Source organism: Streptomyces sp. PA03-3a (genome assembly GCF_033792735.1).
Taxonomy (GTDB): Bacteria; Actinomycetota; Actinomycetes; order Streptomycetales; family Streptomycetaceae; genus Actinacidiphila.
Window position 1 is genome coordinate 170659 of record NZ_JARAVM010000013.1, and the last position, 24070, is coordinate 194728.

The 24070-nt window shown below is 71.2% G+C and carries 17 protein-coding genes, 1 tRNA gene and 2 pseudogenes; 12 read left to right on the forward strand and 8 right to left on the reverse strand.

What is annotated here, in order from left to right; translation table 11 throughout:
• Positions 1-302 precede the first annotated feature (302 nt).
• Together PV342_RS18225 and hrpB are read left to right on the forward strand one after the other, a co-directional pair.
• On the forward strand, positions 303-1136 hold the full coding sequence (locus PV342_RS18225; protein ID WP_361006150.1) for a class I SAM-dependent methyltransferase: 834 nt from the start codon (positions 303-305) through the stop codon (positions 1134-1136).
• On the forward strand, positions 1040-3685 hold the full coding sequence (gene hrpB, locus PV342_RS18230) for an ATP-dependent helicase HrpB (protein WP_400803222.1): 2646 nt from the start codon (positions 1040-1042) through the stop codon (positions 3683-3685). Before PV342_RS18225 ends, hrpB begins: the two co-directional genes overlap by 97 nt.
• On the opposite strand, the pseudogene PV342_RS18235 reads toward hrpB, so the two are convergent.
• Positions 3666-4402: pseudogene (locus PV342_RS18235) on the reverse strand (hypothetical protein). The gene hrpB and the pseudogene PV342_RS18235 overlap by 20 nt on opposite strands.
• A 111-nt stretch (positions 4403-4513) precedes the next feature.
• A tRNA-Leu gene (locus tag PV342_RS18240) sits at positions 4514-4586 on the reverse strand.
• A gap of 99 nt (positions 4587-4685) precedes the next feature.
• Here PV342_RS18240 and PV342_RS18245 point away from each other — a divergent pair.
• Positions 4686-5312, forward strand: coding sequence for an ANTAR domain-containing response regulator (locus tag PV342_RS18245; RefSeq protein ID WP_018557220.1), 627 nt, complete (start codon positions 4686-4688; stop codon positions 5310-5312).
• A gap of 18 nt (positions 5313-5330) precedes the next feature.
• On the opposite strand, the gene PV342_RS18250 is transcribed toward PV342_RS18245, so the two are convergent.
• A complete protein-coding gene (locus tag PV342_RS18250; protein WP_500317875.1) occupies positions 5331-5861 on the reverse strand; it encodes a DUF4352 domain-containing protein in 531 nt (176 codons plus the stop codon).
• A 310-nt stretch (positions 5862-6171) separates the two neighbouring features.
• On the opposite strand from PV342_RS18250, the gene PV342_RS18255 reads away from it, so the two are divergent.
• From PV342_RS18255 to PV342_RS18275, 5 genes are all read left to right on the forward strand, one after another.
• Positions 6172-7311 (forward strand): branched-chain amino acid ABC transporter substrate-binding protein, encoded by a 1140-nt coding sequence (locus PV342_RS18255; RefSeq protein ID WP_396344991.1) that lies wholly within the window; start codon positions 6172-6174, stop codon positions 7309-7311.
• Positions 7312-7444: 133 nt separating this feature from the next.
• Positions 7445-8374, forward strand: coding sequence for a branched-chain amino acid ABC transporter permease (locus PV342_RS18260; RefSeq protein ID WP_018557217.1), 930 nt, complete (start codon positions 7445-7447; stop codon positions 8372-8374).
• Positions 8371-9738, forward strand: a complete 1368-nt coding sequence (locus PV342_RS18265; RefSeq protein WP_400803212.1) for a branched-chain amino acid ABC transporter permease — start codon at positions 8371-8373, stop codon at positions 9736-9738. Before PV342_RS18260 ends, PV342_RS18265 begins: the two co-directional genes overlap by 4 nt.
• Positions 9735-10667 (forward strand): ABC transporter ATP-binding protein, encoded by a 933-nt coding sequence (locus PV342_RS18270; protein WP_400803209.1) that lies wholly within the window; start codon positions 9735-9737, stop codon positions 10665-10667. The genes PV342_RS18265 and PV342_RS18270 overlap by 4 nt, the downstream gene beginning before the upstream one ends.
• A complete protein-coding gene (locus PV342_RS18275; protein WP_089221981.1) occupies positions 10664-11431 on the forward strand; it encodes an ABC transporter ATP-binding protein in 768 nt (255 codons plus the stop codon). The genes PV342_RS18270 and PV342_RS18275 overlap by 4 nt, the downstream gene beginning before the upstream one ends.
• A 115-nt stretch (positions 11432-11546) precedes the next feature.
• Here the strand turns inward: PV342_RS18275 and PV342_RS18280 are convergent, their stop codons facing one another.
• Positions 11547-12023 (reverse strand): PaaI family thioesterase, encoded by a 477-nt coding sequence (locus PV342_RS18280; RefSeq protein WP_018557213.1) that lies wholly within the window; start codon positions 12021-12023, stop codon positions 11547-11549.
• 56 nt (positions 12024-12079) lie between these two features.
• Positions 12080-14389 carry an FdhF/YdeP family oxidoreductase gene (locus tag PV342_RS18285; RefSeq protein WP_400803205.1) on the reverse strand — a complete coding sequence of 770 codons (2310 nt, stop codon included), beginning with the start codon at positions 14387-14389 and terminating at the stop codon, positions 12080-12082.
• Between the two features lie 67 nt (positions 14390-14456).
• Between PV342_RS18285 and polA the strand changes: the two genes are divergently transcribed.
• Positions 14457-17192, forward strand: a complete 2736-nt coding sequence (gene polA / locus PV342_RS18290; RefSeq protein ID WP_361006124.1) for a DNA polymerase I — start codon at positions 14457-14459, stop codon at positions 17190-17192.
• Here polA and PV342_RS18295 read toward each other — a convergent pair.
• Positions 17123-18025 carry a DUF4184 family protein gene (locus PV342_RS18295; protein WP_400803201.1) on the reverse strand — a complete coding sequence of 301 codons (903 nt, stop codon included), beginning with the start codon at positions 18023-18025 and terminating at the stop codon, positions 17123-17125. The genes polA and PV342_RS18295 overlap by 70 nt on opposite strands.
• 138 nt (positions 18026-18163) lie before the next feature.
• On the opposite strand from PV342_RS18295, the gene PV342_RS18300 reads away from it, so the two are divergent.
• Together PV342_RS18300 and PV342_RS18305 are read left to right on the forward strand one after the other, a co-directional pair.
• Positions 18164-19369 (forward strand): lytic transglycosylase domain-containing protein, encoded by a 1206-nt coding sequence (locus PV342_RS18300; protein ID WP_400803199.1) that lies wholly within the window; start codon positions 18164-18166, stop codon positions 19367-19369.
• Positions 19370-19373: 4 nt separating this feature from the next.
• Positions 19374-19658 (forward strand): annotated as a pseudogene (locus PV342_RS18305) (porin PorA family protein); the annotation flags it as partial.
• A 22-nt stretch (positions 19659-19680) separates the two neighbouring features.
• On the opposite strand, the gene pyk reads toward PV342_RS18305, so the two are convergent.
• Together pyk and PV342_RS18315 are read right to left on the reverse strand one after the other, a co-directional pair.
• On the reverse strand, positions 19681-21120 hold the full coding sequence (gene pyk / locus PV342_RS18310) for a pyruvate kinase (protein WP_400803196.1): 1440 nt from the start codon (positions 21118-21120) through the stop codon (positions 19681-19683).
• A gap of 139 nt (positions 21121-21259) precedes the next feature.
• A complete protein-coding gene (locus tag PV342_RS18315) occupies positions 21260-21964 on the reverse strand; it encodes an SIMPL domain-containing protein (RefSeq protein WP_400803194.1) in 705 nt (234 codons plus the stop codon).
• A gap of 174 nt (positions 21965-22138) precedes the next feature.
• Between PV342_RS18315 and PV342_RS18320 the strand changes: the two genes are divergently transcribed.
• Positions 22139-23968 (forward strand): bifunctional metallophosphatase/5'-nucleotidase, encoded by a 1830-nt coding sequence (locus PV342_RS18320; protein ID WP_400803191.1) that lies wholly within the window; start codon positions 22139-22141, stop codon positions 23966-23968.
• Positions 23969-24070 lie beyond the last annotated feature (102 nt).

The following is a 24070-nucleotide window of genomic DNA, read 5'->3' on the forward strand; positions in this document are numbered from 1 at the left end:
TAGGAAAAGGGCTCCGGTACGGACATGAAGTCGTAGGTACTGCTACGCCGTAAGCCCGTTTCGCTCCTGCCGATTCCGGACAGCCCACAAGGCCGAGAGGTACAACAGATGTGAGCGCAGCCTGCTCCGTCCGAGGCGCGCAGGCTCGCAGCGCAACTTGTAGCATACGGGGGCAGCCGGGCACGGTCAATGCACGAAGAGCACACCACGGGCTTAACACCCCGTACCGGGCACTGGCACATAGACGTGCTGCGGTGACACCGCAGCCACAGGTCACCACAGAGGGTACGACGACCAGCGCGATGATCCAAGCACCGGCCCCCCGGCCAGCCCCCGAAGAACCCGAGGCCACGCGCCGTGTCGCCGACGACACGGAGAGCAGCCGAGCCAACCGCGGATGGTGGGACCGCAACGCGGACGAGTACCAGAGCGACCACGGGGAGTTCCTCGGCGACTCCGATTTCGTCTGGGGCCCGGAAGGAGCAACCGAGGACGAACTCCGCCTCCTCGGACCCGCCGCCGGCCTCGACGGCGCCCGCATCCTGGAGATCGGTGCCGGCGCGGCCCAGTGCTCCCGCTGGCTCGCCGCGCACGGCGCCCGGCCCGTCGCCCTCGACCTCTCCCACCGCCAGCTCCAGCACGCCCGCCGCATCGACGACGGCCACAGCCCCTTCCCCCTCGTACAGGCCGACGCCGGCGTCCTCCCCTTCGCCGACGCCTCCTTCGACCACGCCTGCTCCGCCTACGGCGCCCTCCCCTTCATCGCCGACACCGCCCGCGTCATGCGCGAGGTCCGGCGCGTCCTGCGCCCCGGCGGCCGCTGGGTCTTCTCCGTCACCCACCCCGTCCGCTGGGCCTTCCCCGACGAACCCGGCCCCGAGGGACTCACCGCCTCCGCCTCCTACTTCGACCGCACCCCCTACGTCGAACAGGACGAGAACGGGCACGCCGTCTACGTCGAGCACCACCGCACCCTCGGCGACCGCGTCCGCGAACTCAGCGCCGCCGGCTTCCGCCTCGTCGACCTCGTCGAACCCGAATGGCCCGCCTGGAACACCGCGGAGTGGGGCGGCTGGTCCCCGCAACGCGGCCGCGTCATCCCCGGCACCGCGATCTTCGTCTGCGTCGCCCCGTGACTCCCCGCCCCGCGCGAACCCGGGAGGACGCCCTCGCCGCCCTCCCGGTGCGCACCGCCCTGCCCGCCCTCCACGACGCCCTCGACGGCCACGGCTGCGCCGTCCTCGCCGCCCCGCCCGGCACCGGCAAGACCACCCTCGTCCCGCTCGCCCTCGCCGGCCTGCTCGACGACCGGCCCACCCGGACCGTCGTGGTCGCCGAACCGCGCCGCATGGCCGCCAAGGCCGCCGCCCGCCGCATGGCCTGGCTGCTCGGCGAGGAGCCGGGCGGCCTTGTCGGCCACACCGTCCGCGGCGACCGCAAGGTCTCCCCCCGCACCGTCGTCGAGGTCGTCACCACCGGCGTCCTCCTGCAGCGGCTCCAGCGCGACCAGGAACTCCCCGGCACCGCCGCCGTCCTCCTCGACGAGTGCCACGAACGCCACCTCGACGCCGACACCGCCATGGCCTTCCTGCTCGACGTACGCGCCGCCCTCCGCCCCGACCTGCGCATCGTCGCCGCCTCCGCCACCACCGACGCCGACGCCTGGTCACGGCTGCTCGGCGACGCACCCGTCGTCCACGCCCGGGGACACATGCACCCCGTGGCCGTCACCCACGCACCCCCGCCGCACGGCACCCGCCCCCCGCACGGCATGCGCGTCGACCCCGCGTTCCTCGACCACGTCGCCGCCACCGTCCGCACCGCGCTGCGCACCGCCGACGGCGACGTCCTGTGCTTCCTCCCCGGCACCGGCGAGATCGCCCGCGTCGCCGGCCTGCTCGGCGACATCGGCGCCGAGGTCCTCCAGCTCCACGGCCAGGCACCCGCCTCCGTTCAGGACGCCGTCCTCCGCGGCGGCGACGGCGCCCGGCGCCGCGTCGTCCTCGCCACCTCCGTCGCCGAGTCCAGCCTCACCGTGCCCGGCGTCCGCGTCGTCGTGGACTCCGGCCTCGCCCGCGAACCCCGCACCGACCACGCCCGAGGACTCGGCTCCCTCACCACCGTCCGGGCCTCCCTCGCCACCGCCACCCAGCGCGCCGGACGCGCCGGACGCGAAGCCCCCGGCACCGCCTACCGCTGCTGGAACGAGGCCGAGGACACCGGCCGGCCCCGCTTCCCCTCCCCCGAGATCGCCGTCGCCGACCTCACCCCCTTCGCCCTCCAGGCCGCCGCGTGGGGCGATCCCGACGCCTCCGGGCTCGCGCTCCTCGACCCGCCCCCGCCCGGCGCCCTCGCCGCCGCCCACGACGTCCTCACCGCCATCGGCGCCCTCCGCCCCGACGGCCGCACCACCGACCGCGGCGACCGCATGGCCCGCATCGGGCTCCACCCCCGCCTCGCTCGCGCGCTCCTGGACGGCGCCCCCCGCACCGGCACCCGCCGCGCCGCCGACATCGTCGCCCTCCTCTCCGAGCAACCCCCGCGCGACCACGGCGACGACCTCGCCACGGCCTGGCGCACCGCCCGCCGCGCCCACGACGCCCACGCCGACCGCTGGCGCCGCGAAGCCCGCCGCCTCGCCGCCGCGGCCCCCGACCACGCCGCCACCGCGCTCACCGACGACACCGCCGCCGGACTCGTCACCGCACTCGCCTTCCCCGAACGCGTCGCCCGCCGCCGTGGCGGCGGCAACGGCACCGCCACCGGCACCGGCTACCTGATGGCCTCCGGCACCGCCGCCGAACTCGCCGACGGCACACGCCTCGGCACCCCCCAGTGGCTCGCCGTCGCCGTCGCCGACCGCCCCGCAGGCTCCCCCTCCGCCCGCGTACGCCTCGCCGCCGTCATCGACGAGGGCACCGCCCGCAGCGCCGCGGCGCCCCTGCTCACCGAGACCGACGAGGTCACCTGGACCGACGGCGACGTCACCGCCCACCACGCCGCCCGGCTCGGCGCGATCACCCTCACCGCCCGCCCCCTCGCCCACCCCGACCCCGCACAACTGCGCACCGCCCTCCTCGACGGCCTCCGCCGCGAAGGACCCGGCTTGCTCAGGTGGACCCGCGACGCCGACACCCTGCGCCTGCGTCTCGCCTTCCTCCACCGCGAGATCGGCGCCCCCTGGCCCGACGTCTCCGACGAGGCCCTGATCTCCCGCGCGGACGAGTGGCTCGCCCCCGAACTCGCCACCGCCCGCCGCCGCGCCGACCTCGCCCGCGCCGACGCCGCCACCGCCCTGGGCCGCCTCCTGCCCTGGGCGACCGGCGAAGCGGCCCGCCTCGACGAGCTCGCCCCGGAACGCCTGGAGATCCCCTCCGGCTCCAGGATCCGCGTCTCCTACGACGACGACCGCCCCGTCCTCGCCGCAAAGCTCCAGGAACTCTTCGGCTGGACCGCCACCCCCCGCATCGCCGGCGGCCGCGTCCCCCTCCTCGTCCACCTGCTCTCACCCGCCGGCCGCCCCGCCGCCGTCACCGCCGACCTCGCCTCCTTCTGGCGCGACGGCTACCGCGCGGTGCGCGCGGAACTCCGCGGCCGCTACCCCAAGCACCCCTGGCCCGAGGACCCCACGACGGCGGTCGCCACCCGGCACACCAGCGCCCGGCTCAATGCTTCGGACCGATGAAGCGGTCCATGAGCGCGACGGCCTCCCGTCGGGCGACGGAGATGTTGCACGCGTTGGCCTGCCTCCAGGGGACGCCGAGGGCGTCGAGCGTGTCGGTGCACAGACGCCGGATGTCGCCGGACCTGTTGGTGAAGAAGTAGCGCGGGTACGCGTAGCGCCTGGTCTCGCCCGCCATGTTCCGGGTGACCCGGTTCACGACCCGGCTTCCGTCGGAATGGATGAGCCCGCGCAGGAAGTCCCAGGGCTGCACGTCGACGACCGCCTGCTGCCAGGGCTCCAGGACGATGCGGCGCTCGTGCTTCCTGCCGGGTCCGTGCTGGGGGAGCAGGCAGGCCAGTGGTCGCTGTACGACGTCACCATGGTGCAGCCCTGGGTGTGGGCGCGGCACACGGAGTTCCCGGGCCGGACGGCCCTCATGGCCTCCTCGCACGCGTCGATCAGTCCGGGCCATGCGTCCGCGCAGGCGATGCGCAGGGCGTGGCCGCCGCGCGGCTGACGACTGATGCAGCCGTCGCCGAGGTGGAGGCCGAGCAGATAGGCGTAGGCGGGGCCCGACACGCGGCCGGTGCAGTCGGTGCCGCTCCGCGCGGGTTCGATGCGGGTGCGCCAGGCGCGGATGGCGGAACGGGATATACCGGCCATCCGGCTCACGGAGTTGAGGCTTCGGCCCTCGCCGAGAAGCGCGAGGACCCGGCGGCGCGTTTCCAGGTCGTACACAGGGTCGACCTTGACGTGATTTCGGCCACGCGCGACCGGAAATCCACTGCCGCTCACTCGACTCAGTGAAGATCACTCTGAGTGATAAACGCCTTGAATTTGAAGGCGGAGTACCCCGGGTGGGATTCGAACCCACGCTATATGGTGTTTGAGACCATTGCCTCTACCGCTGGGCTACCGGGGCTTCCTTTGAAGCGAAGGCTAGCGTATACCCTCCGTGTCCTAAACATACCGGAGATAGGTAGGCTCTTGGGGCAGCACCTGCCCTGGAACGAGGAGTCCCGTGAGCGCCGCCGAGCCCGTTGACGAGCAGTCGCACGTACCGCCGCAGACCACCCGCGTGGTGATCGCCGAGGACGAGGCTCTGATCAGGCTCGACCTGAAAGAGATGCTCGAGGAGGAGGGCTACTCCGTCGTCGGTGAGGCGGGGGACGGCGAGACCGCCGTCAAGCTCGCCGAGGAGCTGCGGCCGGACCTGGTGATTCTGGACGTGAAGATGCCCGTGCTGGACGGGATCTCGGCCGCGGAGCGGATCGCCAAGGAGAAGATCGCGCCGGTGCTGATGCTGACCGCCTTCTCGCAGCGCGAGCTGGTGGAGCGGGCCCGGGACGCGGGCGCCATGGCGTACCTGGTGAAGCCCTTCAGCAAGAGCGACGTCGTGCCGGCCATCGAGATGGCCGTGTCGCGGTTCACGGAGCTGCGGGCGCTGGAGGCGGAGGTCGCGGACCTGAGCCTGCGGCTGGAGACGCGGAAGCTGGTGGACCGGGCGAAGAGCGTCCTGCAGACGAAGTACGGGTTGTCGGAGCCGGCAGCGTTCCGGTGGATCCAGAAGACGTCGATGGACCGCCGCATGACGATGCAGGCGGTGGCGCAGGCCGTGCTGGAAGAGGTGGACGGCGGCGCCAAGTAGCGTCGGCCGGGAAGCGGTTCAGGCCGAGTGGTCGGGCCAGTCGCGCGCCGGCAGGGGGATGTCCGATGAGGGCATCCCTTTGTCGTTGGTGACGGCGAGGCGGTCGACGGCGGCGTCGCGGGGGATGTCGAACCACAGGTCGTACTGGGCACTGTCGTGGGCGCCGATGTCGATGGTGAGGGGCTGGCGCTTGATCTGCATGGCCTCCCAGTCGATGGAGTGCCTGCTCCCGTCGGCGAGGACGAGCTGGTGGAGGTCGTTGTCGAGGCGTGCGCTGACGGAGTCGTCGACGGTCACGGAGAGGCGGACGCGGCAGAGGCGGCCCTTCGCGGGGTGTTCGGCGTGGGTGCCGACGATCACGGCGATGCCGCAGCGAAGGGCGAGGGCGCGGAATTCCAGGTTCCCCGCTTTGACGGCCGGTGCGTCGAGGGGGATTTCGAGCTGACGCAGGGGTTGGCCGGTCGTGGGCGGGGAAGGGTGGGGCCATACCGCCGCGGCGGTGAGGGCCGCTACCGTGGCCCCGGCGAGCGCTCCGGCCAACGCGGTCACGAGTGGCCGGGCGGCCGCCCGTCGCACAAGGCCACCAAATCGGACCTTTGTCTGCATCTCTCCCCCAGGTGTCGTCCGGTTACCGGTAAGGACCGTTCTGTTTCCGGCACATGACCCAGGTCACCGTCCGATCACATATCTTCCTACGACCTATCTGTGTGCCTGATCAGCGGATTACATTCCCGCCAACCCGCGTGTTGTTCACGCGGTCGCAATCCGGAGGGCCTACGGCCCGCCGACTCGTAATCTCATTGGGCGGCTCCAGGGGGTCGTAGTGCTCAACAACAAGTTCGTCAAGTTTGCTATCCCGGTGGCAGTTGGCGCTCTCGCGCTCACCGCGTGCGGTGGCGGCAAGGACGACAGCGGCAACGGCGGCGGCGGCAAGCCGACGTTCTCCATCGGCTTCCAGGGTCCGCTGTCCGGCGACAACAGCGCGCTGGGCATCAACGAGGACAACGGCCTGAAGCTGGCTGTCGAAGAGGCCAACAAGAAGGGCGACCTGCCCTTCACGCTGAAGGTCGTGGACGGTGACGACCAGGGTCTGCCGGACCAGGCGCCCGCTGCCGCCCAGAAGCTCATCGGTGACACCAGCGTCGTCGCCGTCGTCGGCCCGGCGTTCTCCGGCCCGACGAAGGCCTCGGGTGGCCTGTACGCCCAGGCGCAGCTCGCCGCGGTGTCGCCGTCGGCGACCAACCCGGACCTGACGAGCCAGGGCTTCACCTCGTTCCTGCGCGGTGCTCCGAACGACAACGAGCAGGGTGCCGGCATGGCCGAGTACCTGTCGAAGAAGGAGAAGGCCAAGAAGGTCTTCGTCATCGACGACAAGAGCGAGTACGGCGTCGGTCTGGCGAAGGTCGCGATCGACAGCCTGAAGGCCGCGGGTGTCACGGTGGAGACGGACTCCGTCCCGGCGAAGACCCCGGACTACACCGCCGCCGCGACGAAGGTCGTCAACTCGAACGCCGACGCGCTGATCTACGCGGGTTACTACGCGGACCTGGCGCCGTTCGCCAAGAAGCTGAAGGACGGTGGCTTCAAGGGCATCGGCATCTCGGGTGACGGTTCCAACGACGCGAAGTTCGTGGAGCTGGCCGGCGCCGCGGCCGACAAGTGGTTCCTGACCTGCCCGTGCACCGACGCCACGAAGAACGAGAGCACCAAGGCGTTCACCGAGGCGTACACCGCGAAGTTCAACACGCCTCCGGGCACCTACTCGGCCGAGTCGTACGACATCGCGAACCTGATCATCTCCGAGATGAAGAAGCTCGGCAAGGACGTCACCCGCGACAAGCTGCTGGCGGCCCTGAAGGGTGTCAACTACAAGGGTCTGACCAAGGAGTTCGCCTTCGACGACAAGGGCGAGCTGAAGATCAAGAACGTGTACCTGTACCAGGTCGCCGACGGCAAGATCGGCTACCTGGGTGACGTGGCCACCCTCAGCAACGGCTGATCCGGCAACCGGCATCTGAGGTGGGGGGCGTGGGGCGCGGCACGGATTCCGGCCGCCGCCCTGCGCTCCCCATCGCTGTGTCGGACGCGTTTTCGCCGCCCTTCACCGGCTTCAGCAAGGATTCCCACGCACGATGAATCTCTTCCACAACTTCTGGGACTACTTCATCCCAGGCTTGACGACGGGTTCCATGTACGCCGTCATAGCGATCGGGTACACCCTGGTCTACGGCGTGCTCCAGCTCATCAACTTCGCGCACAGCGAGGTCTTCATGATGGGCGGCTTCGGTTCGCTCGTCGTGCTCTCCGAGCTCGCCCCGCAGTCCCCGCACGGGTTCACCTCCGTCGTGTGGGTGATCGTCGGCATGATCGCCGGCGCCCTGGTCGGAGCGCTGACGGCGTTCGGGCTGGAGAAGGCGGCGTACAAGCCGCTGCGCAAGCGCAACGCCCCCAAGCTGGTCTTCCTGATCAGCGCGATCGGCGCGTCGTTCTTCCTGTACAACCTGGCGGGCAAGCTGTGGGGCCGCAACCCCGTGCCGATGCCGGAGCTGTACACCAACGGTGAGGTCTTCAGCGTCTTCGGCACCCCGGTGAAGATCACGCAGCTGATCATCATCGGTTCCGCGGTCGCGATGATGATCGGTCTGGACCTGGTGGTCAACCGCACGAAGATGGGTGCGGGCATCCGGGCCGTCGCGCAGGACGCCGAGACGGCGGGTCTGATGGGTGTCGACATCGACAAGATCATCTCCCGTACGTTCATCATCGGCGGTCTGCTGGGTGGTGCGGCCGGCTTCCTGTACGGCTTCGGCATCTCCGGCCAGGTCTGGTTCACGGTGGGCTTCCTGCCGGGCATCAAGGCCTTCGCTGCGGCGGTGCTGGGCGGCATCGGCAACATCCGTGGCGCGATGCTGGGCGGCCTGCTGCTGGGCATCGTCGAGAACCTGAGCTCCCCGCTCTTCGGCACCCAGTGGATCGACGTGACCGCGTTCGTGGTCCTGATCCTGGTGCTGATGTTCCGTCCGACGGGCATCATGGGCGAGCGTCTGGGGAGGTCGGCATGAGCAACGCGACCGCTTCCAAGTCCTTCTCGGTGGACGTGGCCAAACTGCGTCGCAAGGCCTGGTACCAGCAGCCCCGTTGGACGCGGCTGCTCGGCATGGTGGTGCTGGGCTTCATCCTGGCGCTGATGACGGGCGAGGACGGCAACCCGGCGGAGAGGCTGTCGGCGTTCACCGGCGCCTTCGAGTCGGCGCGGCTGTGGATCTGCATCGCCATCCTGGTGGGCGTGTGGGCGCTGGTGGAGTTCGGCACTCCGGTGCGCGACGCGGCCCGGCAGGGTGCGCAGGGCGTCAACAAGTCGCTGGAGCCGACCCGGGCGATGCTCCGGTCCAACGGCTGGCTGCGGCTCGGCGGCCTGGTGGTCGTCCTGGTGCTGGCGATCGTCATCCCCGCGAACACCAGTCTGTTCTGGCAGGAGGTCCTCGTCACGCAGATGGGGATCTTCATGATCATCGCGGTCGGTCTGAACGTGGTGGTCGGCTGGGCCGGTCTGCTGGACCTCGGCTTCATCGCCTTCTACGCGATCGGCGCGTACTCCTGCGCCTTCTGGACCGGCCACATGCCGGTGAAGCCGCCGTTCACGGTGGGCGCGCTGGAGTCGATCCCGTTCGCCATCGTCACCTGCCTGATCGCCGGTGTGCTGCTGGGCGCCCCGACGCTGCGGCTGCGCGGTGACTACCTGGCGATCGTGACGCTGGGCTTCCACGAGATCGTGTACCTGGTCGCCAAGAACTCGGACGGGTTCACCAACGGTTCGCGCGGTGTCATCGGCATCCCGCACCCGTCGATCCACATCGGTCCGATCAACTACGACTGGACGCTGGACCCGCTGCCGTACTGGTACCTGCTGCTGTTCTTCCTGGTGGTGCTGATCTTCCTGTACAACCGCCTGGAGCACTCGCGGATCGGCCGCACCTGGACGGCGATCCGGGAGGACGAGGTGGCCGCCTCCGCGACGGGCATCAACACCGTCCGGTACAAGCTGCTGGCGTTCGCGATCGGCGCGTCGACGTCGGGTCTGGCGGGCGTGGTGTACTCCAGCAAGGTCGGCTTCATCAACCCGGAGAACTTCACCATCGTGCTGTCGGTGCTCGCGCTGGCGTACGTGGTGTTCGGCGGCATGGGCTCCATCGCGGGCGTGCTGTTCGGTGCCGCGCTGCTGGTGTGGCTGCCGAACGCGCTGCGCGACTATGTTCCGGAGCAGGACCGCTTCATCTACCTGGGTGCGCTGCTCGTCATCATGATGATCTTCCGTCCGCAGGGTGTGATCCCCTCCCGTCGCAGGCAGCGCGAGCTGCACATGGCGGAGGCGGGCATCGGTGACGCCGATGCGATGACCGAGCCGACGGGAGGCGTGAAGTCGTGAACGCGGTGAAGGACGCGGGCGTGCAGCCCGCGCAGACCGGCGATGCGGTGCTGCAGGCCCGTGGCGTGACGCTGCGGTTCGGCGGCCTCACCAGCCTCTCGGACGTCGACCTGACCATGCGGCGGGGCGAGATCCTCGCGGTGATCGGCCCGAACGGCGCCGGCAAGACCTCGCTGTTCAACTCCCTGACGGGCGTGTACGTCCCGCAGGAGGGCGCCATCACCTTCCACGAGGAGGGCGGTGCGGAGCACAAGCTGCTCGGCGCCAAGCCCTACCTGGTGAACCGTTATGGCGTGGCCCGCACCTACCAGAACATCCGGCTCTTCGCCGCCCTGACGGCCCTGGAGAACGTCAAGATCGCGGCGGAGTCGCGGCAGAAGTCGGGAGCGATCTCGATCATGCTGGGCCTGCCGCGGGCGCGCCGGGACGAGAAGGCCAGCGACGAGCGGGCGCAGGAGCTGCTGTCGTACGTGGGTCTGGCGGGCAAGCACAACGAGCTCGCCGCCGGCCTCTCCTACGGTGACCAGCGACGTCTGGAGATCGCCCGGGCGCTGGCGACCGACCCGAAGGTGCTGCTGCTGGACGAGCCGGCGGCCGGTACGAACCCGACGGAGAAGCTGGAGCTGGAGCAGCTGATCCGCCGGATCAACCAGGACCTGGGCGTCAGCGTGCTGCTGATCGAGCACGACATGAAGCTCGTGATGTCGGTCGCGGACCGCGTCATGGTGCTGAACTTCGGCAAGGTGATCGCCGAAGGTCTGCCCGAGGAGGTGCAGCGCGATCCCGCGGTGATCGAGGCGTACCTGGGTTCGGCCGACGAGGAGGCCGTGGAGGCCGTCGCGGAGATGGTGGAGATCGCCGAGTCGCACCACGCGGCCGACGTTCCCGAAGTCCCCGCGCCGCGTGAGTCCGAGGAGGAGGGCCGATGACCGAGGCCGCCAACTTCGAGAAGGAGACGGCTGGTTCCGTCACCGAGGCCCCGGCGATGCTGGAGCTGGTCGACCTGCAGGTGTTCTACGGCGCGATCCAGGCGCTGAAGGGCATCAATGTGACGGTCCGGCAGGGCGAGGTCGTGGCCCTGCTCGGTGCGAACGGCGCCGGCAAGACCACCACCCTGCGCACGATCTCGGGTCTGCTGCAGCCGCGCCACGGCGAGGTGCGGCTGGGCGGCGAGCGGATCGACGGCGTTCCCTCACACAAGGTCGTGGAGCTCGGCATCGGCCAGTCCCCCGAGGGCCGCAGGGTCTTCCCGGTGATGACGGTGCTGGAGAACCTGGAGATGGGCGCGTACCGGTTCAAGGGCGTCCCCAAGGACGACCTGGAGCGGGTGCTGGACCTCTTCCCGCGCCTGGCGGAACGGCGTACGCAGCTGGCGGGCACCCTGTCCGGCGGTGAGCAGCAGATGCTGGCCATCGGCCGGGCCCTGATGGGCCGCCCGAACCTGCTGCTGCTCGACGAGCCGTCGATGGGTCTGGCGCCGCTGATCGTCCAGCAGATCTTCGAGATCATCAAGGAGATCAACGACCAGGGCACCACGGTGCTGCTGGTGGAGCAGAACGCCTCCCAGGCGCTGCAGCTGGCCGACCGCGGCTATGTGCTGGAGACGGGTGCGATCGTCATGGAGGACGACGCGTCCGCCCTGCTGTCCGACCCGCGCGTGCGTGCCGCCTACCTCGGTGAGGGCGCGGCGTAACGTCCGGCGCCGTACGGCGCGTCATACGGCGAGGAGAACGGCCCCCGGAGCATTCCGGGGGCCGTTCTCCTCGTGCGGGCCGTGCGTGGCGCGTGCCGCGCCGTACAGGAGGTCGTCAGGGGGCGACGGTGCCCGGGGTGGCCGGGCGCAGCATGCAGGTGAGGCGGGCGGAGCAGACCCGGCGGTCCTGCTCGTCGCTGATGACGATCTCGTAGGTCGCGGAGGAGCGGCCGCGGTGGACGGGGGTGGCGACCCCGGTCACCTTGCCGGAGCGCAGGCCGCGGTGGTGGGTGCAGTTGAGGTCGACCCCGACGGCGATCTTGCCGGGGCCGCCGTGCAGCATGGCGCCGATGGACCCGATGGTCTCCGCCAGGACGGCGGAGGCGCCGCCGTGGAGGAGCCCGTAGGGCTGGGTGTTCCCCTCGACGGGCATGGTGGCCACGACGCGCTCGGCGGTCGCCTCGACGATCTCGACGCCCATGCGGGAGCCGAGATCGCCGGCGGAGAAGAGCGCCACCAGGTCGACGCCGAGACCGGCGTACTGCTCGATGACCTCCGGGGAGAAAAGGCTGGTGGTGGTCTGCTCGCCCATGGACGGTGGCTCCGATCGTCGTCGTTCGGTGTACTGGCCCGTTTTCTACCGGACGGTCAGCGGGGACCGCCGACCGGGGTGGTCCGTTCCAGCCGGACGACGACGGACTTGGAGGCCGGGGTGTTGCTGGTGTCGGCGGTGTGGTCGAGAGGGACCAGCACATTGGTCTCCGGGTAGTAGGCGGCGGCGCAGCCGCGGGCCGTCGGGTAGTGGACCACCCGGAAGCCCTCGGCGCGGCGTTCGGTGCCGTCCGTCCACTCGCTGACGATGTCGGTGTAGGCGCCGTCGGCGAAGCCGAGAGCGCCGGCGTCGTCGGGGTGGACCAGGACGACGCGGCGGCCGCCCTTGATGCCGCGGTAGCGGTCGTCGAGGCCGTAGATGGTGGTGTTGTACTGGTCGTGCGAGCGCAGCGTCTGCAGCAGCAGCCGTCCCTCGGGAACGTGCGGGTACTCCAGGGGCGCGGCGGTGAAGTTGGCCAGCCCGGTGGCGGTCGGGAAGCTGCGGGAGTCGCGCGGGGCGTGCGGGAGGGTGAAACCGCCGGGGCGGCGCACCTTGACGTTGAAGTCGTCGAAGCCGGGGACCACCCGGGAAATGCGGTCGCGGATCCGGTCGTAGTCGACCTCGAGCTCCTCCCAGGGCACCCGGCTGTCCGGGCCGAGGACGGCACGGGCGAGACGGCAGATGATGGCCGGCTCCGACAGCAGGAGGGGGCCCGCGGGCTCCAGGCCGCCGCGTGAGGCGTGCACCATGCCCATGGAGTCCTCGACGGTGACGAACTGTTCGCCGGCCGCCTGGACGTCCCTCTCGGTGCGGCCCAGCGTGGGCAGGATCAGGGCGCGGGCGCCGGTGACCACGTGGGAGCGGTTGAGCTTGGTGGACACGTGAACGGTGAGGCGGGCGCGGCGCATGGCCGCCTCTGTGACGTCCGTGTCCGGTGAGGCCGCGACGAAGTTGCCGCCCATGGCGAAGAAGACCTTGGCGTCGCCGTCGCGCAGGGCGCGGATGGCGGCGACGGTGTCCAGGCCGTGCTCGCGGGGCGGGGCGAAGCCGAACTCCTTCTCCAGGGCGTCGAGGAAGGCGGGTGCGGGCTTCTCGTAGATGCCCATGGTGCGGTCGCCCTGGACGTTGCTGTGGCCGCGCACGGGGCACACGCCTGCGCCGGGACGGCCGATGTTGCCGCGCAGGAGGAGGAAGTTGACGACCTCCTTGATGGTGGGCACGGAGTGCTTGTGCTGGGTGAGGCCCATCGCCCAGCAGACGATGACGCTCTTGGCGCCGAGCACCATGGCGAGCAGTTCGTCGATCTCGGACTGCGGCAGCCCGGTGGCGCGCAGCACCTCGTCGGCGCCGGTGGCGCGGGCGGCGGCGGCGCACTCCTCGAAGCCGTGGGTGTGCCCGGCGATGAAGGCCTGGTCGAGCACGGTGCCGGGCGCCTGGTCCTCGGCCTCCAGGAGGGCCTTGTTGAGCGCGCGGAAGAGGGCCTGGTCGCCGCCGAGGCGGATCTGCAGGAAGAGGTCGGCCAGCGGGGTGCCGCCGCCGGCCAGGCCCTTGGGGGTCTGCGGGTTCTTGAAGCGCTGCAGGCCGGCCTCGGGCAGCGGGTTGATCGTGACGATCCTGGCGCCGCTCGCCTTGGCCTTCTCCAGGGCGGAGAGCATGCGGGGGTGGTTGGTGCCGGGGTTCTGCCCGGCGACGATGATCAGGTCGGCGCGGTAGAGGTCCTCCAGCAGGACGCTGCCCTTGCCGATGCCGATGGTCTCGGCGAGCGCGGAGCCGGACGACTCGTGGCACATGTTGGAGCAGTCGGGCAGGTTGTTGGTGCCGAACTCGCGGGCGAAGAGCTGGTAGAGGAACGCGGCCTCGTTGCTGGTGCGGCCGGAGGTGTAGAAAACGGCCTCGTCGGGGCCCGCCAGGCGGTTCAGCTCGTCCGCGACGATCTCGAAGGCACGCTCCCAGGGGACGGGCTCGTAGTGGTCGGCGCCGTCGGGCAGGTACATGGGCTGCGTGAGGCGGCCTTGCTGGCCCAGCCAGTAGCCGCTGCGCCGGGCGAGGTCGGCGACGGGGTGCGCGGCGAAGAAGTCCGGGGTGACCCGGCGCAGGGTCGCCTCCTCGGCGACGGCCTTGGCGCCGTTCTCGCAGAACTCGGCGGTGTGCCGGTGCTGCGGCTCCGGCCAGGCGCAGCCGGGACAGTCGAACCCGTCCTTCTGGTTGACCTTGAGGAGGGTGAGCGCGGTGCGCCGCACCCCCATCTGCTGCTGCGCGACGCGGAGGGTGTGCCCGATGGCCGTGAGCCCGGCAGCGGCCTGCTGCGGGGCGCTGACCTCGGGTGCGTCCTGGACGGGGTCGCCTGCGGGTGCTTTGCCTGCCATGACTTCGATCCTGCCACGGCGAGACCGCGGACCGGCAGTGTCAGTCGGGCGTGGGAGGATCGGGGACGTGGCAGCAAAGGCAGAGAAGACGAGCGCAGCGACCGGCACCGCACCCCAGGGGGGTGAGCGGCCCCGGTTGCTCCTGCTGGACGGGCATTCGCTGGCGTACCGGGCCTTCTACGCACTGCCCGTGGAGAACTTCAACACCACCACCGGCCAGCCCACGAACGCGGTGTACGGCTTCGCTTCGATGCTGGCGAACACGTTGCGTGACGAGCAGCCGACGCATCTCGCGGTCGCCTTCGACGTCTCGCGGCGCACCTGGCGGCTGGAGGAGTTCCCCGAGTACAAGGCGACCCGGTCCGCGACGCCGGACGAGTTCCGCAGCCAGGTGGCGCTGATCGGCGAGCTGCTGGACACGATGCACGTGCAGCGCTTCGCCACGGAGGGCTACGAGGCGGACGACGTGATCGCCACGCTGGCCACGCAGGCCGAGGCGCTGGGGTTCGAGGTGCTGATCGTCACCGGGGACCGCGACTCCTTCCAGCTCGTCTCGGACCACGTCACGGTGCTGTACCCGACCAAGGGCGTCTCCGAGCTGACCCGGTTCACCCCGGGCAAGGTCGAGGAGAAGTACGGGCTGACCCCCGCGCAGTACCCGGACTTCGCGGCGCTGCGCGGCGACCCGTCGGACAATCTGCCCGGCATCCCGGGTGTCGGCGAGAAGACCGCCGCCAAGTGGATCAACCAGTTCGGGTCGTTCGCGGAGCTCGCGGAGCGCGCGGACGAGGTGAAGGGCAAGGCGGGCGAGAATCTGCGCGCGCACCTGGAGTCGGTGAAGCTCAACCGGCGGCTGACGGAGCTGGTGCGGGACGTGGAGCTGCCGTGCGGGCCGGAGCAGCTGGCACGGCAGCCGTACGACCGGGCCGCGCTCGACGACGTGCTGGACACCCTGGAGTTCCGTCACCCCAACTTCCGGGAGCGGCTGTACGCGGCCGACCCGGGCGCCGAGGAGCAGGCCACGCAGGAGGTCGCCGGCGGCGTCGCCGTCGAGGGCCGGGTGCTGGCCGCGGGCGAGCTGGCCGACTGGCTGGCGGAGCACGCCGGCGGGCCGCTGGGCGTGGCGACGGTCGACGCGTGGGCGCTGGGCGCGGGCAGCGTGTCCGAGGTGGCTCTGGCGACGGCGCAGGGCCCGGCGGCGTGGTTCGACCCGGCGGCGCTGGACGAGAAGGACGAGCGGGCCTTCGCCGCGTGGCTGGCGGACGGCGCGCGGCCCAAGGTCCTGCACAACGCCAAGAACGTGACGCGGGTCCTGGCCGAGCACGGCTGGGGCGTGGACGGGGTCGCGATGTGCACGGCGCTGGCCGCGTATCTGGTGAAGCCCGGCCGCCGCTCGTTCGCACTGGACGACCTGTCGGTGGAGTACCTGGGTCGGGAACTGGCCCCCGCGGGCGGCGAGGACGGGCAGTTGGCCTTCGGAGCCGACGACGAGGCCGAGTCCGAGGCGCTGATGGTGCAGGCGCGCACGGTGCTGGACCTCGGTGACGCGTTCGCCGCGCGGCTGGAGCAGGACGGCGCGCTGCGGCTGCTGCGCGAGGTGGAGCTGCCGACCTCGGCGCTGCTGGCGCGGATGGAGCGGGCGGGCATCGCCGCTGACCGCGAGCATCTGGAGCGTCTGGAGCAGCGGTTCGCCGGCGAGGTGCAGCTCGCCGTCAAGGAGGCGCACGCCGCGGTCGGGCACGAGTTCAACCTGGGCTCGCCCAAGCAGCTCCAGGAGGTGCTCTTCGGCGAGCTGGGGCTGCCCAAGACGAAGAAGACCAAGACGGGTTACACCACCGACGCGGACGCGCTGGCGTGGCTGGCGGCGCAGACCGAGCACGAGCTGCCGGTGATCATGCTGCGTCACCGGGAGCAGGCGAAGCTGCGGGTGACGGTCGAGGGGCTGGTCAAGACGATCGCTCCCGACGGGCGGATCCACACCACGTTCAGCCAGATCGTGGCCGCCACGGGCCGGCTGTCGTCGACCGACCCCAACCTGCAGAACGTGCCGGTGCGCACCGACGAAGGCCGGGCGATCCGCCGCGGCTTCGTGGTCGGCGAGGGCTACGAGTCGCTGCTGACCGCCGACTACAGCCAGATCGAACTGCGGGTGATGGCCCACCTGTCGGAGGACGAGGGTCTGATCGCGGCCTTCGACTCCGGCGAGGACCTGCACACCACCGTCGGCAGCTACGTCTTCTCGGTGCCGCCGGAGCAGGTGGACGCCGAGATGCGCCGCAAGATCAAGGCGATGTCGTACGGCCTGGCGTACGGGCTGTCGGCCTTCGGCCTGTCGCAGCAGCTGGGCATCGAGGCGGCCGAGGCGCGCGGCCTGATGGAGACGTACTTCCAGCGGTTCGGCGGTGTGCGGGACTATCTGCAGCGGGTGGTGGAGGAGGCCCGGGTCACGGGCTACACCGAGACGCTGATGGGCCGCCGCCGTTACCTGCCGGACCTCACCAGCGATAACCGGCAGCGCCGGGAGATGGCCGAGCGGATGGCGCTCAACGCGCCGATCCAGGGCTCGGCCGCCGACATCGTCAAGGTCGCGATGCTGAAGGTCGACGCGGCACTCGCGCGGGAGGGGCTGCGGTCGCGGCTGCTGCTCCAGGTGCACGACGAAATCGTGGTCGAGGTCGCCCCCGGGGAGCGGGCCGCGGTGGAGGAGCTGGTCCGCCGCGAGATGGCGGCCGCCTATCCGTTGCGGGCGCCGCTGGACGTCTCCGTGGGCGTCGGTCCGGACTGGGAGTCGGCGGCCCACTGACCGGGCGTCCCCCGGCCGTCGCGGCGGGCGGCGCGGTGCGTGAGGTGCACCGCGCCGGCGCAGGTCGCGGCGGCCAGAGCGAGTCCCGCTCCGGCGCCGAAGAGTCCGGCCGGGATCATCCCGGCGGCGTCGCCGGTCGCCCCGTACCACTGCTCCGCGCGTACTGCGGCCCCGGCGGCCGTGGTGGCGCCGAGGACGGCCAGGGCGAGCCGCCGGGTCCGGCGGGAGAGCCGGGGCACGGGGGAGGGACGCTTTTCGGCCGGATCGGACGCGGCCCTCAGGGCGCGCAGCCCGTACCAGCCCAGCACGGCCAGCGCCATGGCCGAGCTCCCGTACTGGACGTACTTGTGCAGGGCCGTGCCGTGCACCTCGTGGTCGAGCACGGGCAGCAGGCGCACACCCCACCGCCCGGGGTGGGTGAAGGCGTCCCAGACCACGTGGGTGGTCGCCCCGGCCACCGCCGACAGCCAGAAGGCCGCGACCGAGCGGGCCGAGGGCCGCACCGGGTCGCCGACACCCGCCAGGGCCGCGATCCCCGCCTGCCGGTGCTCGGGCAGCAGGGCCACCAGCGGGCCGCGCAGCACCATCCAGCCGCCCACCAGTCCGGCGGCGATGAGCGGGTCCACGAGGGCGACGCCGAGCGGCGCGTGGGTGAACTGCCCGTAGCCGAACAGGCCCCGCACCAGCGAGTCGGCGAAGTAGGGCACGTCGGGGGCGAAGGAGCCGGCGACGAGGGCCGCCGCGACGAGCGGGCCGCGTCCTCGTACGGTGCCAGCGCGGTCCTGCCGCAGACCGGGCAGCACGGCCAACGCATGACTGATCGTGAACGGCATGCAACCTCTTCCGGAACACATCGGTCCGATCAGTATGCGACGTCCGGGACGGTGGCTCCGTTCAGGAAGTTGCCGTAGGGTCACCAGGGTTGCCACGCAGGGAGACGGGCAATACGGCTTTGGGGAGGGGCACCGGGTATGCGAGCGCGGTACGGACGGCGGATCCGCAGGGGAGTCGCGGGCACCGCGGTGGCCGCCGCGGCCATGGCGGCGCTGACGGGTTCCCAGGCTCCCGGACTGCTGCAGGGCGTCCTCAACACCAGCGTCGGCGCCCCGATCGTGCCCCCGCCGGGCGATCCCATCGACGGCAACTCGTCGGAGTACTTCACCGCGCTCCCGCCGCTCAACACCCCCGCTCCGGGCAGCACCACCACCCCGGACGCCGGCGCCGGCACCGTGACCACCGACGGCACGGGCCTGCCCGCCACCGTCCTGGAGGCCTACCGCAGGGCCGAGACGGCGCTCGCCGCCAGCGACCCGGGCTGCAACATGCGCTGGGAACTGCTGGCCGCGATCGGCCAGGTGGAGTCCAACCAGGCGCGCGGCGGCAACGTCGACTCCGAGGGGACCACGATCTCACCGATCATCGGCCCGACCCTGGACGGCAACGGCTTCGCGAAGATCACGGACACCGACGACGGCGCCTGGGACGGGGACCGCGTCCACGACCACGCCGTCGGCCCGATGCAGTTCATCCCGTCGACCTGGCAGACCTGGGGCTCCGACGGCAACGACGACGGTGTCAGCGACCCGAACAACATATTCGACGCGGCGCTCGCCGCCGGCCGCTACCTCTGCGCGGGCAACCGCGACCTGTCGATCGAGAGCAACCTGCACCAGGCGATCCTGGGCTACAACAACTCGACCGCGTACCTGAACACCGTCCTGTCCTGGTACGAGCACTTCCGCGAGGGCGACGTCGTCTCCGTTCCCGACATCGGCGGCGCGGGCAGCGACACCCCCGGCAACCCGCCGTTCTCCGGCTCCCCCTCCGCCACGCCCTCGCCGTCGAAGTCCCCGAGCGCGAGCTCCTCGCCCCGGCCGACGAAGAAGCCCACCCCGACCGCGTCCTCCAGCGGCACGATCGGCACCCCCGGCAGCCCCTCGCCGACGACGACGCCCCCGACGAGCTCCCCGACGTCGGACCCCTCCACGGACCCCTCCACGGACCCGACGGATCCGCCGACTTGTCCGACGGACTCCGGCACACCCACGGTGACCCCCACCGACACGGCCTCCCCGTCGCCGACCGGAACGCCCGACCCGTGCGCGACGGCCTCCCCCAGCGACAGCCCGTCGCCGACGGAGACCGAGGGCGGCACCGCCTCCGGCCCGGTCAACTGACGCCGTAGAACCTGTTCTCATTTCACCTCCCGGGGTCAACGGGGAGGAGGTCCACCGCGAGGAGATGCGCTTCACCGACGGGAAGCAGCGGCCGATCACCGCGTTCGCCGGGCATGTGAGGATGCGCGAGGACTACGTCCGGCACACCGTCGGCCTGGTGAGCTCCCAGCGGCAGGCGGTGCTGCTGATGACCTCCTACCTGCCGTGGGGCTCCCTGCTGCTCGGCGCCGCGCTGCTGTCGCTCGCGCTCCTGCTGGAGGCGCGCGGCCGCCGCCCGGCCGCGGGCGGCGGCGCCGACGGGGTCAGCGGCGTCAGCGGTGCGAAGGGGAGTCGTCCTCACCGATGTGGTGCACGCGCACGAGGTTGGTGGTCCCTGGGACGCCGGGCGGCGACCCCGCCGTGATGACGACGATGTCGCCCTCCTGGCAGCGGCCGATGCGCAGCAGCTCCTCGTCGACCTGGTCGACCATCTCGTCGGTCGTCTGCACCATCGGCCCGAGGAAGGTCTCCACGCCCCAGGTGAGGCTCAGCTGCGAGCGGGTGGCCGGCTCGGGGCTGAAGGCGAGCACCGGGATCGGCGAGCGGTAGCGGGAGAGCCGCCGGGCGGTGTCGCCGGACTGGGTGAAGGCCACCAGGTACTTGGCGTCGAGGAAGTCGCCCATCTCCGCGGCCGCGCGCGCGACGGCGCCGCCCTGGGTGCGGGGCTTGTTCTGCTCGGTCAGCGGCGGCAGGCCGGCCGCCAGCATGTCCTCCTCGGCGGCGGCGACGATCCGGCCCATGGTCCTGACCGTCTCGACGGGGTGCTTGCCGACGCTGGTCTCGCCGGAGAGCATGACCGCGTCGGCGCCGTCCATGACGGCGTTCGCGACGTCGGAGGCCTCGGCGCGGGTGGGGCGCGAGGAGTCGATCATCGACTCCAGCATCTGCGTCGCGACGATCACCGGCTTGGCGTTGCGCCGGGCGAGGGAGACGGCGCGCTTCTGCACCATGGGCACGGCCTCCAGCGGCATCTCGACGCCGAGGTCGCCGCGGGCCACCATGATCCCGTCGAACGCGGCGACGATCTCCTCGAGGTTCTCGACCGCCTGCGGCTTCTCGATCTTGGCGATGACGGGGACCCGGCGCTCCTCCTCGCGCATGATGCGCAGCACGTCCTCGACGTCCCGGCCGCTGCGGACGAAGGACAGCGCGACGATGTCGGCACCGGTGCGCAGCGCCCAGCGCAGGTCCTCGACGTCCTTCTCGGACAGGGCGGGCACGGAGACCGCGACACCCGGGAGGTTGAGCCCCTTGTTGTCGGAGATCAGACCGCCCTCGATGCACAGGGTGCGGACCCGGGGGCCGTCGACGCCGGTGACCTCCAGGGTGACGCGGCCGTCGTCGACGAGGATCCGCTCACCGCGGGTGACGTCGGCGGCGAGACCCTTGTAGGTGGTGCCGCAGACCAGGCGGTCGCCCTCGATCTCCTCGGTGGTGATCGTGAACTCGTCACCGCGTTCAAGGAGTACGGGGCCCTCCGCGAAGCGTCCCAGCCGGATCTTCGGGCCTTGAAGGTCCGCGAGGATCCCGACACTCCGGCCGCTCTCGTCGGCGGCCTTGCGCACGCGCCGGTAACGCTCCTCGTGATCGGCGTGGCAACCATGGCTCATGTTCAGGCGGGCGACGTCCATACCGGCCTCGACCAGGCCCTTGATCTGGTCGTAGGAGTCGGTGGCGGGCCCGAGGGTGCAGACGATTTTTGCTCGGCGCATGGAGCGAGCCTATGACCTACTTCACAGTAGGTACCTCGTGGAATGCGACTGACCAACGTCAGCCTGATTAACGGTTGTTGACAAGTGGTGAAGTGAGCCGTGTTCCGCTCTGATGAGCACACCGCGGGTGCGGCGCGCCTCAGGACGACAGGTCGGGGGCCGTCATCGTGAAGTGCGCGGTGACCTGCGCGTACACGCTCTGTCGCTCCGGCTCCATGTCAAGGGCGGGTGCGGACTCCGCGCCGCCGCCGGGCGCCGCGAAGGCGGCGGTCCGCATCGCCGGCCGGGCACGGAAGGGTGCGGACTGCTGCACGCCCTCGTCGGCCAGCTCGACCAGGGCGACCAGGCGGGCGCCGAGCGCCTCGGCGTACTCGCGGGCGCGCTGCACCGCGTCGCGCACGGCCTGCCGGCGGGCCTCGCCGTAGGCCGGGGAGTCGGGGCGCAGAGACCACCAGGGACCGTCGACGCGGGTGAGCTCCAGATCGGCCAGCCGGGTGGTGAGCTCCCCCAGAACGGTGAAGTCGGTGAGGGCCGCGCCCACGCGCACGCTGCCGTGGTACGCCCGTACGCGTTCGCCGCGGCCCCGCTCCCGCAGCTCGGGGGTGATCACGAAGGCGCCGGTCTCCAGCTTCTCTACGGCGTCGGCACAGCCCTTGACGAGTTCGAGCACCTGCGCGTTGCGCCGGGTGAGGTCGTCCAGCGTCGCGCGGCGGTCGGTGCCCCGGGCACTGACGGTGACGGCGATCCGGGCGAGCTCGGGCTCGACCTCGAGGGTCGCCTCGCCCCGAACCCCCACGTGCGGGGTCTCGGGCGTCGGGTACGTCCTGGCCGGTTCTGTGGTCATGCGTCCCACCCTGCCAGGCCGCCGCGGCCGTGACGAGTCATCTGTTCGCAACCTGGCGGGGGTGTTGCCGGGAGCGCCCTTGCGCCAGAATCTACGCGCGTTAACACCACAAAAAGACGATCATCCCGCCCCTGGCGACCACCGGGGGCGCCACCGGACCCCAGGAGCCGACGTATGCCGCTGAACCGCAGGGACTTCCTCAACCGCTCCGCCGCCACCGGCGCGGGTCTCGCGCTCGCCGGCACGGCGGGCGCCGTGGCCGGTGCGGCCCCGGCCCAGGCCACGGGCCGCCACGGCCACGGGCACGGGCACGGGCACGGACCGAAGAAGTACTCCTTCAGCGTCCTCGGCACCACCGACCTGCACGGCAACGTCTTCAACTGGGACTACTTCACCGACGCCGAGTACGACGACAAGGCGCACAACGACGTCGGTCTCGCCAAGATCTCCACGCTGGTCGATCAGCAGCGCGCCGCCAAGGGCCGCGGCAACACCCTGCTGATCGACGCGGGCGACACCATCCAGGGCACCCAGCTGTCCTACTACTACGCCAAGATCGACCCGATCACCGCCAAGCACGGTCCGGTGCACCCGATGGCGCAGGCCATGAACGCCATCGGCTACGACGCGGCGGCGCTGGGCAACCACGAGTTCAACTACGGCATCCCCGTGCTGCGCAAGTTCGAGGAGCAGTGCGACTTCCCGCTGCTCGGCGCGAACGCGCTCGACGCGCGCACGGGCCGGCCGGCCTTCGCGCCCTACTCCTTCCACCGGCTGCGCGTGAAGGGCGCGCCCGACGTGAAGGTGGCGGTCCTGGGCCTGACCAACCCCGGCATCGCGATCTGGGACAAGGCCAACGTGCAGGGCAAAATGACCTTCCCGGGTCTGGAGGAGCAGGCCGCGAAGTACGTGCCGCGGCTGCGCGCCATGGGCGCGGACGTGGTCGTCGTCTCGGCCCACAGCGGCTCCTCCGGCACCTCCTCCTACGGTGACCAGCTGCCGTACGTCGAGAACGCCGCGGCGCTCGTCGCCGAGCAGGTGCCGGGCATCGACGCGATCCTGGTCGGACACGCCCACTCCGAGATCCCCGAGTACGTGGTGGCCAACAAGCAGACCGGCCAGGGCGTGGTGCTCTCCGAGCCGCTGAAGTGGGGCCAGCGGCTGACCGTCTTCGACTTCGGCCTGGAGCTGGTCCGGGGCAAGTGGGAGGTCGTCACCGTGGGCGCGTCCGTCCTCAACTCCAACACGGTCGAGGAGGACCCGCGGATCGTCCGGCTGCTCGCGGACGAGCACAAGGAGGTCGTGGGCTACGTCAACCAGGTGATCGGCACCTCGGCCGCCGCGATGTCGGCGGAGGAGTCGCCCTACAAGGACACGCCGATCATCGACTTCATCAACTTCGTCCAGGCCGAGACGGTCAAGGCGGCGCTCGCCGCGACGGAGTACGCCTCCCTGCCCGTGCTGTCGCAGGCGGCCTGCTTCTCGCGCACCGCGGCCATCCCGGCGGGCCAGGTCACCATCCGCGACGTCGCGGGGCTGTACGTCTTCGAGAACACCCTGGAGGCCCGGGTCCTGACCGGTGCCCAGATCAAGGCGTACATCGAGTTCTCGGCGAACTACTTCGTGCAGACCGCGCCCGACGTGCCCGTCGACGTCGCGAAGCTGACGAACGCGAACGGCACGCCGGACTACAACTACGACGTCGTCGGCGGCGTCACCTACGACATCGACATCTCGCGGCCCGCCGGTTCCCGGGTGTCGAACGTGCTCTTCCAGGGCGCGCCGATCGACGAGTCGGCCCGCTTCGTGCTGGCCGTCAACAACTACCGGGCCAACGGTGGCGGCAACTTCCCCGGTGTCGCCACGGCGCAGCAGGTGTGGGCGAACTCCGAGGAGATCCGCAACACCATCATCACCTGGGTGCAGGCCAACGGCTCCATCGACCCGGCGCGGTTCGGCTCGCAGGACTGGAAGCTGACCCGTGGCGGCGCGCCGGTCTTCTAGACCCGGGCAGGGGTTCGCAGCGGAGAACCGGAGGGCGTGTGCGCGGCGCGCACACGCCCTCCGGGCGTTCGACGGCGGCCGTCGCGCCGGCCGCCGGGCTCA